Below are 6,951 nucleotides of genomic sequence, written 5' to 3'. Positions count from 1 at the left end.
CTCTTCGAAGCCAACTCCTACCGCGACTACCTCGAACTCCACGGACTGTCCGTCCAGTTGGCCGAAGCACTCGCCGAATACTGGCACGCCCGGGTCCGCAGCGAACTCGCCATCGGCTCCGGCGATCCGGCGACCCTGGACGGCATGCTGCGCACCGAGTACCAGGGCTGCCGCTACTCCTTCGGCTACCCCGCCTGCCCCGATCTGGCGGACCGGGCCAAGATCGCGGTCCTGCTGCGGCCGGAGCGGATCGGGGTCGAGCTCTCCGAGGAGTTCCAGCTCCACCCCGAGCAGTCCACCGACGCCCTCGTCGTCCATCACCCCGAAGCCGGCTACTTCAATGCGGGAGGCCGGGGATGAACACCCTTCGCGACACGCTGGCCACGGGAGCGCGCTCGCTGTCCTTCGAGTTCTTCCCGCCCAAGTCCGCCGCCGGTGAGCGGGACCTGTGGCAGGCCATCCGCCGTATCGAGCCGCTGTCGCCGACCTTTGTCTCCGTGACGTACGGGGCCGGCGGCTCGTCCCGCGACCGGACGATCGACGTCACCAAGCGGCTGGTCGGCGAGACCACGCTGCGGCCGGTCGCGCATCTCACCGCCGTCGGCCACTCGGTCGCCGAACTGCGGCACATCATCGGGCAGTACGCGGACGCGGGCGTACGCGATGTGCTCGCCCTGCGCGGCGATCCGCCCGGCGCGCCCAACGGCCCCTGGCGCCCGCACCCGCACGGACTGCGCCACGCCCAGGAGCTGGTGACGCTGGTGAAGGAGTCGGGTGAGTTCAGCGTCGGGGTGGCGGCCTTCCCCGAGCAGCATCCCGCTTCGCCCGACTGGGACAGTGACATCCGCCATTTCGTCGCCAAGTGCCGGGCCGGCGCCGACTACGCCCTCACCCAGATGTTCTTCCGCGTGGAGGACTATCTGCGGCTGCGTGACCGGGTCGCCGCGGCCGGCTGCGAGACCCCGATCATCCCCGAGATCATGCCGGCCACCGATGTCCGCCAGATCCGGCGCTTCGCCGAACTGAGTCATGCCGCGTTCCCCGAGGATCTGGCGCACCGGCTGGAGGCCGCCCGTGATGACCCCGGGGCAGCCCATCGCATCGGCGTCGACCACGCCACCATGATGGCCGAGCGGCTGCTCGCGGAAGGAGCCCCCGGCCTGCACTACATCACCCTGAACCGGTCCACCGCGACACTGGAGATCCACCAGAACCTCGGCCTGTCCGCCGCCGTCGCACGGCACCGACCGGACCGACACCAGTAGGAGGACGACCCATGCATCCCCTGGTCCCGGCGGAGGCCGGCACATGAAACTCCTGGTGACCGGCGGAGCCGGCTTCATAGGCTCCCACTACGTCCGTACACTCCTCGCCGGCGGCTACCCGGGCCATGAGCAGGCCGCGGTGACCGTCGTGGACAAACTCACCTACGCGGGCAACCGGGCGAACCTGCCGGCGAGCCATCCGCGCTTGACGTTCATCGAGGGGGACGTCTGCGACCGGAGCCTGCTCCTCGGTCTGCTCCCGGGCCACGACGCGGTGGTCCACTTCGCCGCGGAGTCCCATGTCGACCGCTCGCTGACCGACGCCGGCGCATTCGTCCGCACCAACGTCGGCGGCACCCAGACGCTGCTGGACGCCTGTGTCGCCGCCCGTATCCAGCGGGTCGTGCACATCTCCACGGACGAGGTGTACGGGTCGATCGCCGAGGGCGCCTGGACCGAGGACCACCCGCTGCTGCCCAACTCCCCCTACGCCGCGTCCAAGGCGTCCGCCGATCTCGTGGCCCGCTCGTACTGGCGCACCCACGGTCTCGATCTGTCGATCACCCGGTGCTCCAACAACTACGGCCCCTACCAGCACCCCGAGAAGCTGATCCCCCGGTTCGTCACCAGTCTGCTCCAGGGAGAACCGGTGCCCCTGTACGGGGACGGCAGGAACGTACGGGAGTGGCTGCACGTCGACGACCACTGCCGGGCCATCCAGCTCGTGCTGACCCGTGGGAAGGCCGGCGAGGTCTACAACATCGGCCAGGGCAACCAGCGCTCCAACCGGCAGATGACCGAGCTGCTGCTGGAGCTGTGCGCTGCGGATCCGCACCTGGTGCGCTCGGTGCCCGACCGCAAGGGCCACGATCTGCGCTATGCGCTGGACGACGGCAAGATCCGCCGTGAGCTGGGGTATGCGCCGGCGGTCACCTTCGCGCGGGGCCTGGGCGAGACGGTGGCCTGGTACCGCGACAACCCAGCCTGGTGGAAGCCGCTGAAGGGCGATCCGCAGTGAGCGGCGCGCCCTTCGCCGTACCCGGTGCGCGGCTTTTCTGAGCGGCAGCCGCGCACCGGGCGCAGGCGAGGCCCCCGGTCGCGGGGCGGACGGGTAAGGGGTGGTGCGGCCCGCGGGCCGCACCACCCCTCTTCGCTGCTGCCACCCGGCCGGTCAGCCGCCGGCCGCGCCCAGCAGCACCGCCGAGTAGTTCTTGCGGGCCGCCGTGTCGTACTGGAGCGCAATATGACCGGCCGCGGAGGTGACGTCGCGCCACAGCCGCTGGAGCGGTGAGGACTCCCCCAGGCCCCCGGTGCCCGCCGCCCGGACCAGCAGGCCGACGGCGTCGGTGCACAGCTCCGCGGCGAAGGTGGCGTTGCGTTCGTTGCGGGCCATGCGCTCGGGGGTGAATTGGCGCTCGTCGAGCACCTCGGCATTCTGCTCGACGAGATGGCGTGCGGCGTCGATCCGGCCGGAGGCACGGACCAGCAGCAGTTCGTTCGACGGGTTGCGGCGCCGGCCGGTCATGGTCGCCGCACTCGCAGCCAGCGCACCGGCGGCGGCGCCCACGACCGGTGCGATGAAGGTGAGTCCGCCGACGGCCTGGAACGGCACGTTGTGCGCGGCCACATCGGAGTCGATGCTGCGGCCGGCCAGCATGTCGGCCCGGTCGAACGACAGATGACCGGGCACCGCGACCCCGTCCACCGACACCGTGTGGCTGCCGGTGGCGCGCATCCCCACGTTGTCCCAGGTCCGCTCGATGGTGCAGACCTCGCGCGGCAGGGCGAAGAACCGCATCAGGGGCGGCCCGTCGACGCCGTCCGGGCCGCCGGCCACCGAGGCGCACACCAGCACCCGGTCGGCGAAGTCGATGCCGCTGACGTACGCCCAACGGCCCGAGAGGCGCCAGCCGTCGCCGTCGGGCACCGCACGGCCGCCGGGCATCAGCGCGGTCGCGATCACCGGGTCCGGGCTCGCTCCCCAGACCTCCTGGTGGCCGCGGGCGGGCAGATGGCTGGTGAAACGGGCCGAGTAGGCGCTCAGCGAGGCACACCACGCGGTCGCCGCGCAGGCCTCCCCGATCGTGAGGACGGCGTGGGTCAGCTCCGCGAAGGTCCCCTCGGCACCGCCCCAGGAGCGGGCCACGAAGTGCCGGGCGAAGCCGGCGCCGCGCAGCGCGTCGATGACGTCCGGGGAGAGTGAGCCGGTGCGGTCGGCCTCGGCCGCGTGCACGGCCGCGAGGATGCGCACCTTCTCCGCGGCCGGGGCGAGCCCGGTGTCCAGCTGTGTATCGGCAGGCATCCTCATGTCCTCCTGTGATGGCGGGTCTGTGGTGCGGTGATCTGTGCGGTGCTCTGTGCTGTGACCGGTCAGGGTCCGGGGGCCGCCTAGAGGTCGGCTGGACCGTGGCCGGGGCGAAGGGATCCACCGCGCGGCCGGTCCGGCGCGGGCCGGAACCGGCGAGGCCCCGGACCGCGCCGTTGGGGTCCGGGGCCTCGGTGGGCAGGGGCGTACGGGGTGCGGGCGTCCCTGCGCGATGGCGCGGCGCGTCCTGGGGTGGTGGACACACCGCGCGCCACACGGCGGCGGGGCACCGCCGCGGGAGTCGGCGGCGGACGGGGAAGAGGCGGGCCGCAGGCATCGGGCCGGCCACCTCGTTCCGTCTGCCGTCTGCCGTCGGCTGTCAGATGGCGCGGGCGAACCGCTCCAGCGTCTCCCCCGGGCTCGGCCCGTCCAGGGCCTTGAAGATGCCGAACGCGCCCTCGCCGTGCCGGTGCAGCTTGACGTGGGCCAGCTCCACCTTCGTGGTGCGGGCGTCGACGGCCGTGAAGTCGACCTCGATCTCGCTCGCCCGCGCGTCGTCCGGGATCGACTGCCAGTGCCCGTCGATGCGCCAGGTCATCACGAGGCGGCGCGGCGGGTCCCACTCCAGGACCCGGCCCCAGGCGATCTCGTTGCCGTCCACGTCCCACTCGTAGTAGCGGCCGCCGACGCCGGGTTCGAAGGCGAGGCCGGCGCGTTCCTTCTTGACGAGGATGTGCGACGGCGGCCACCAGTCGGCGGGCCGCTCGGTGAACACCTTGAAGCAGTGCTCGGGTGTGGCCGCGACCGTCACCGACTTGCGTACGTCCGGGATCGTCTGCGGCGGTGTCGGTGCCTGTGTCTGCTCGGGCACGGCTCCTCCTTCATATCCTTCAGGGCTGGGCGCACCGGCACGCTGACCCGTCCGCCTCGACACCGCGTCGAGCCCCGCTCGACCCGCCGCCGTACGCCGCCCGCCCGGTCGCTGCCCCCACCGCGACGCTCCAGAGGCAGTCGAGACCCGCGCAAGGCCCCGCCGCCACCGTCGGCAGTCCGCGGCCACGACAACGGGAGAGCACCATGACTGACGCACCACGACGAGTCGCCTTCGTCACCGGCGCCACCAGCGGGATCGGCCTGGCCGTCACCGAGCTGCTGGCCCGTCAGGGCAGTGCCGTGTTCGGCGTGTCCCGGGGCGAGGAGAATGTGCACAGCACCGTCAAGCGACTGCGCGCGGAGGGGCTGGAGGTCTCGGGGACCACCTGCGACGTCTCCTCGCCGGAGCAGATCCACGCGGCGGTCCGGCAGGCCGTCGAGGCCTACGGCCGCATCGACATCCTCGTCAACAACGCGGGGCGCAACGGCGGCGGCGAGACCGCGAAGATCGACGACGCGACCTGGCTCGATGTCATCGACATCAACCTCAACAGCGTGTTCCGGGTCACCCGCGAGGTGCTGACCACCGGGCGGATGCAGGACGGCACCTGGGGCCGGATCATCAATATCGCGTCGACCGGCGGCAAGCAGGGTGTGGTGCTGGCGGCGCCGTACTCCGCCTCGAAGCACGGCGTCGTCGGCTTCAGCAAGGCCGTCGGTCTGGAACTCGCCAAGACCGGGATCACCGTCAACGCGGTCTGCCCCGGATTCGTCGAGACGCCGATGGCACAGCGCGTACGCCAGGGCCATGCCGAGTACTTCGGCATCTCGGAACGGGACGTCCAGGACAGGTTCGAGGCCAGGATCCCGACCGGCCGCTATGTCACCCCCGAGGAAGTGGCCGGTCTGGTGGGCTACTTGGCCACCGACGCCGCCGCCTCGGTCACCGCGCAGGCGCTCAACGTCTGCGGCGGACTCGGCAATTACTGATCCGGCACCCCGCCGCGGACGACAGAGACGGAGCCCCACCGATGACCGACCCCGGCACCACCCTCCTGGAAGTTCCCGACACCGCCACGTTCCGGGCGGCCATGGGGAACTTCCCCACCGGCGTCACCCTGCTGACCCAGGGCATCGGCGACGGGACGATCGTGATGACGCTCAACAGCCTCGCCTCGGTCTCCCTCGACCCGCTGCTGATCCTGGTGTCCGTGAAGAAGGAAGGCCGGATGCGGCCGAGGATCCGGCACGGCGGCGGCTACGCCGTCAACGTACTCGGCGAGCAGCACCTCCGGCTCTCCACGGAGTTCGCCCGCCCGGACCGCCCAGAGGGGCAGCAGGCGATGGCCCGCATCGGCGCCGTCGAGGGCACCACCGGCAATGCCGTCATCCCGTCCGCGGTGGCGGCCTTCGAGTGCCGGCTGGACAGCGAGTACGAGGCCGGGGACCACGTCCTGCTGATCGGCCGGGTGGTGTCCGTGCACCGCGCGACCGACCGGGCCCGGCCGCTGGTCTTCCACCAGGGCCGATACACCCGGCTCTCCGGCGCCCAGGAGACCGCGTGAACGCCCCCGCTGCCGCCCTCCGCGCCCCGCTGCCGACGTCCGAAGCACCCACCCTGCGGGAGCTGGCCGACGGCGTCTTCGTCTACGAACAGCCCGACGGCGGCTGGTGTCTGAACAACGCCGGAGTGATCACAGGAGGCGGCCGGTGCGTCCTCGTCGACACGGTCGCGACCCGCGCCAGGGCCGAGCGGCTGCGCGACGAGGTGACACGCGTGGCGCCCGGCGGCCCGGACACCGTGGTCAACACCCACTTCCACGGCGATCATGTCTTCGGCAACTCCCTCTTCACCCCGCGCGCCACGGTCATCTCCCATGAGGGGACCCGCAGCGACATGGCCGAGTCCGGGCTCGGTCTGTGCCACCTGTGGCCGGACGTCGACTGGGGCGAGGTCACCCTCGCCCTCCCCGACCAGACGTTCACCGAGCGGCTGACCCTGCGGGCCGGTGAGCTGCGCATCGAGCTGCTCCATGTCGGCCCGGCCCACACCGCCGACGACGTGGTCGTCTGGGTGCCCGAACGCAAGGTGCTGTTCACCGGCGATGTGGTGTGGTCACAGGTGACGCCCTACGTCCTGATGGGCTCCCTCACCGGCTCCCTGCGCGCCCTGGAGCGGCTGCGCGCCCTGGAGCCCGAGACCGTGGTCTGCGGCCACGGCCCGGTCGCCGGACCCGAGGTACTGGACGCCACGGAGGACTATCTGCGCTGGGTGGGCCGGCTGGCCGAGGACGGTCTGCGGGCCGGCCGCAGCCCGCTGGAGACGGCCCGCGCCACCGACCTGGGCCGCTTCGCCGACCTGGTGGACGCCGAGCGCCTGGTCGGCAACCTGCACCGCGCCTACGCCGAGGCCACGGGCCTGCCACCCGGCGCCCGTATCGACGTGGCGGCCTCCTTCAAGGAAATGGTCACCTACCTCGGCCGGCTCCCGGCCTGCCACGCCTGAGG

At 71.9% G+C, this 6,951-nt stretch carries 8 protein-coding genes; 6 read left to right on the top strand and 2 right to left on the bottom strand.

From position 1 onward, the window contains the following. The 3 genes from IF67_RS0122210 to rfbB all read left to right on the top strand — a co-directional run. Positions 1-360: vitamin B12 dependent-methionine synthase activation domain-containing protein (locus IF67_RS0122210; protein ID WP_030988278.1), on the top strand; the 360-nt coding region annotated here is incomplete at its 5' end. Beyond that, the gene (gene metF / locus IF67_RS0122205) at positions 357-1,265 is read left to right on the top strand and encodes a methylenetetrahydrofolate reductase [NAD(P)H] (RefSeq protein WP_030988276.1); all 909 of its coding nucleotides are present in this window, start codon (positions 357-359) and stop codon (positions 1,263-1,265) included. The genes IF67_RS0122210 and metF, both read left to right, overlap by 4 nt. Positions 1,266-1,308: 43 nt before the next feature. Next, the gene (rfbB, locus tag IF67_RS0122200; RefSeq protein WP_030988274.1) at positions 1,309-2,283 is read left to right on the top strand and encodes a dTDP-glucose 4,6-dehydratase; all 975 of its coding nucleotides are present in this window, start codon (positions 1,309-1,311) and stop codon (positions 2,281-2,283) included. Between the two features lie 153 nt (positions 2,284-2,436). On the opposite strand, the gene IF67_RS0122195 is transcribed toward rfbB, so the two are convergent. Next, the gene (locus IF67_RS0122195) at positions 2,437-3,567 is read right to left on the bottom strand and encodes an acyl-CoA dehydrogenase family protein (RefSeq protein WP_051818430.1); all 1,131 of its coding nucleotides are present in this window, start codon (positions 3,565-3,567) and stop codon (positions 2,437-2,439) included. Positions 3,568-3,949: 382 nt separating this feature from the next. Further along, positions 3,950-4,441 carry an SRPBCC family protein gene (locus IF67_RS43130; protein ID WP_063754377.1) on the bottom strand — a complete coding sequence of 164 codons (492 nt, stop codon included), beginning with the start codon at positions 4,439-4,441 and terminating at the stop codon, positions 3,950-3,952. 206 nt (positions 4,442-4,647) lie between these two features. Here IF67_RS43130 and IF67_RS0122185 point away from each other — a divergent pair, with 206 nt between their 5' ends. The 3 genes from IF67_RS0122185 to IF67_RS43120 are packed head-to-tail and all read left to right on the top strand — an operon-like array spanning position 4,648 to position 6,949. After that, positions 4,648-5,433, top strand: coding sequence for an SDR family NAD(P)-dependent oxidoreductase (locus tag IF67_RS0122185; protein WP_030988267.1), 786 nt, complete (start codon positions 4,648-4,650; stop codon positions 5,431-5,433). A gap of 41 nt (positions 5,434-5,474) precedes the next feature. Further along, positions 5,475-6,008: a flavin reductase family protein gene (locus IF67_RS43125; protein ID WP_037839685.1), complete on the top strand. Its 534-nt coding sequence runs from the start codon at positions 5,475-5,477 to the stop codon at positions 6,006-6,008. After that, positions 6,005-6,949, top strand: a complete 945-nt coding sequence (locus IF67_RS43120) for an MBL fold metallo-hydrolase (RefSeq protein ID WP_234341246.1) — start codon at positions 6,005-6,007, stop codon at positions 6,947-6,949. The genes IF67_RS43125 and IF67_RS43120 overlap by 4 nt, the downstream gene beginning before the upstream one ends. The last annotated feature ends 2 nt before the right edge of the window (positions 6,950-6,951 follow it).

Source organism: Streptomyces sp. NRRL S-1813 (assembly GCF_000719605.1).
Classification (GTDB): domain Bacteria; phylum Actinomycetota; class Actinomycetes; order Streptomycetales; family Streptomycetaceae; genus Streptomyces; species Streptomyces decoyicus.
Note: the sequence above shows the minus strand (reverse complement) of the source record. Positions and strands in the feature narration are given on the sequence as shown.

Coding starts and splice junctions, on each gene's coding strand:
- IF67_RS0122195 (WP_051818430.1), bottom strand. CDS start 3,567: ATGCCTGCCGATACACAGCTGGACACCGGGCTCGCCCCGGCCGCGGAG.
- IF67_RS0122185 (WP_030988267.1), top strand. CDS start 4,648: ATGACTGACGCACCACGACGAGTCGCCTTCGTCACCGGCGCCACCAGC.
- IF67_RS43125 (WP_037839685.1), top strand. CDS start 5,475: ATGACCGACCCCGGCACCACCCTCCTGGAAGTTCCCGACACCGCCACG.
- metF (WP_030988276.1), top strand. CDS start 357: ATGAACACCCTTCGCGACACGCTGGCCACGGGAGCGCGCTCGCTGTCC.
- rfbB (WP_030988274.1), top strand. CDS start 1,309: ATGAAACTCCTGGTGACCGGCGGAGCCGGCTTCATAGGCTCCCACTAC.